The following is a 2,775-nucleotide window of genomic DNA, read 5'->3' as shown; positions in this document are numbered from 1 at the left end:
GCCAAAATGGTTTTATCAAACGTATAAGCCGTTGCCGTTACCTTATCCAGCCATTGTTTGGCTTTGGCCAATTCTTCTACATCATTATATGAAACCGCACCAATTAACGCCGCACGGCTGCGCTGCTCTTCCGTGCCGGCTTTATAAGCCTTTTCCAGATAGCTGTTTACCGCAGAAATATTTTCTGTCTTGCTGGCTGACAATAAGGCGGCCTGAATATACAAATCAGGGTTAGGATTTTCTTCCAACAAAGTCTGCAAACGCTTAAAAGCCTTATCATTTTGGCCATGGGCGATCAAATTGGCGATGTCCAACTCCTGCCAAATCGGAGATAAGGTTTTGGTGTCTGTATCTTTGAAGAAGCCGTCCAAAATATCAGGATGCCGTTGCGCCATCAGCCGCAACGTGACAAAAGTCGGCGGCAAAATTTCATTGTCTAACTTAGCCAATCGCTGCAATGCCGCAATGGCGTGTTTCTTTTGACCATCTTTTGCACTAAAAATTGCATCCGCAATCGCCGCTTCAGGGAAGTCTTTATAATTTAGTGCCGTTTTATGCACCTGTTTGACCGCATCGCTGGTCAGATTCGGCTGTTGGGCAGCGGTTTGTGCCAAAAGCAGGAACACGCGCTTTTGCTCATCTTCACTACCGCCGGCAATTACCTTGTCCAATCCGCTCAAATTCTTATCGGCTTTACCCAGCAGCAAATTGCGCAACCAAGTCATACGCTTTTGTGTTTCACCAGGCTCCGGCTCGATTTCGCGCCATTTTTGGTAAATGGCTTCAGCCTGTTCAAACGCGTTTAACGAAACCGCCATCTCCAAAGCGCGTTCGGCCACTTCGGGAGATTTGGTGCGATGCAACGTCAAAATATAAGTAAACAGCGCAGAAGCCGCATCACCCTTTTGCAGGGCCAGTTCTGAATTTAACAAAGTGAAAACCTGCGAGGTGCGGTTTTGTATACCCAACAGACGTATCCGCTCCTGCTCGTGCTCTTCGGGAGAAAAACGGTCGGCACGGCTTTTCTTTTTAATAATCTTAGCCGATTCAAAAACTGTATTTGAATCGCCGGGCGCGGCAAAAGTTTGTGTAGCAAACAACATCATGACAGCCGCAGCTGCCACTCGAATACGGGATGGGGAAAACAACATAACTATCCTTTTTGAGAACCTGCCGGCATTTTCAGACGGCCTAAGCACTTGCAGAACAGACGCAAAGCTTTATTTATCATTCAGGCATAACTGTAACACACGCACCCTATTTTGTTGACACGGTAACCGTAAACCTTGTGTAATCCTCATCTGCATAAAACAATCAGCGACAAAAATGAATACCGACCAACTTATCCATTTCCTAACTCAAGCTTCACGCTTCAGCAGCCGTATGCAAGCAGAGCGCAATCAATTAGTTACCGCCCAAACGGTCAAAGAAGCAGCCGTTTTGGTCGGCATTGCCTTGCATGAAGGAGCGTGGCAAATTTTACTGACCAAAAGGGCCGAGACCTTAAGGCAACACACCGGACAAATCGCCTTTGCCGGCGGCCGCAAAGATGCCCAAGATGACAGCCTAACGGCAACGGCGTTAAGAGAAGCTTACGAAGAAACCGCCATTCCGATTGACGCATGGCAGACTTTTGCGCCGCTCCCCTTTTATGACACGCCTTCCGGCTACCGTGTTACGCCTGTTCCGGCAGTTTGCACCCAGCCCGCCAACCCCAAAGCCAATCCCGACGAAGTAGCTGAAATTTTTTATCTGCCTTTGGATTTCGCCTTAAACCTGCAAAACTACACATTCCGTCAGCTTCATCACAACAATCAAACCCTCGCCCTCCCCGCCCTGCCTTTCCGACACTACGACATCTGGGGGCTGACAGCAATCATCCTATATGGACTGGCAGAACGTTATCAGCAATATTGCCAAGCTTTTAAATAAGGCAAGGCCGTCTGAAACCAATGTTTAGACGGCCTGATTTAATCAATTTTCTTTATGCGGCTTCTTCGAAATATTCGACACCTTCTCCGAACCATTTCATCTCATTGCGCAGGGCAACCACTTCGCCAATCACCATTAAAGCCGGACGCTCTGCTTCGGCAGCCAGCAAGCCCAAATCTTTCAGACGACCTGTCCGCACGGTTTGATTCGGTAAAGTCCCATTGGAAATCACGGCAACAGGTGTAGAAGGCTGCCTGCCATAAGCCATCAGTTTTTCCGCAATCTCAGCCGCTTTAAGCGTGCCCATATAGATTACCAGCGTTTGACGGCTTAAAGCCAAAGTCTGCCAATCAGGCTGATTGCCCTCGTGTTTGCTGTGGCCAGTTACAAATAAAGCACTTTGGGCGCAATCGCGATGGGTTAACGGAATACCGGCATAAGCAGTAGCTCCAAGTGCAGCAGTAATGCCCGGCACAATGCGATAGGCGATTCCGGCCTGATGCAGGGTTTGCACTTCCTCCCCGCCGCGCCCGAATACAAAAGGATCGCCGCCTTTCAACCTTACTACGCGCTCGCCTTTTTGAGCGTGTTCAACCAAAAGACGATTGGTTTCTTCCTGCTGAACATGGTGCGCACCGGCGCGTTTGCCCACACTGATTTTCACCGCATCTTTACGCACCATCGCCAAAATTTCATCCGACACCAAAGCATCGTAAAACACGGTATCCGCAGCCTGAATCGCCTGCAAAGCATGTATGGTCAGCAAGCCCGGATCTCCCGGCCCTGCCCCCACCAAAACCACTTCGCCGCCAAACGGCGTTTCCCGGTTTAACTGCGTGATCA

The 2,775-nt window shown here is 49.3% G+C and carries 2 protein-coding genes and 1 pseudogene; 1 reads left to right on the top strand and 2 read right to left on the bottom strand.

Going from position 1 to position 2,775, the window contains the following annotated elements:
• A pseudogene (locus Q1M25_RS09355) lies at nt 1–1,151 on the bottom strand (hypothetical protein); the annotation flags it as partial.
• A 175-nt stretch (nt 1,152–1,326) separates the two neighbouring features.
• Here Q1M25_RS09355 and Q1M25_RS09350 point away from each other — a divergent pair.
• Nucleotides 1,327–1,932, top strand: a complete 606-nt coding sequence (locus tag Q1M25_RS09350) for a CoA pyrophosphatase (protein WP_300484027.1) — start codon at nt 1,327–1,329, stop codon at nt 1,930–1,932.
• Nucleotides 1,933–1,984: 52 nt separating this feature from the next.
• On the opposite strand, the gene cobA is transcribed toward Q1M25_RS09350, so the two are convergent.
• The coding region (gene cobA, locus Q1M25_RS09345; protein ID WP_300484025.1) for a uroporphyrinogen-III C-methyltransferase at nt 1,985–2,775 on the bottom strand (791 nt) is incomplete at its 5' end.

Source organism: uncultured Neisseria sp. (assembly GCF_951230505.1).
Classification (GTDB): domain Bacteria; phylum Pseudomonadota; class Gammaproteobacteria; order Burkholderiales; family Neisseriaceae; genus Neisseria.
The sequence above is the reverse complement of the archived record's forward strand: the minus strand, read 5'-3'. Positions and strand labels throughout refer to the sequence as shown.

What these genes read in the sequence shown, in the direction of transcription:
- Q1M25_RS09350 (WP_300484027.1), top strand. Translation starts at nt 1,327, where the DNA reads ATGAATACCGACCAACTTATCCATTTCCTAACTCAAGCTTCACGCTTC.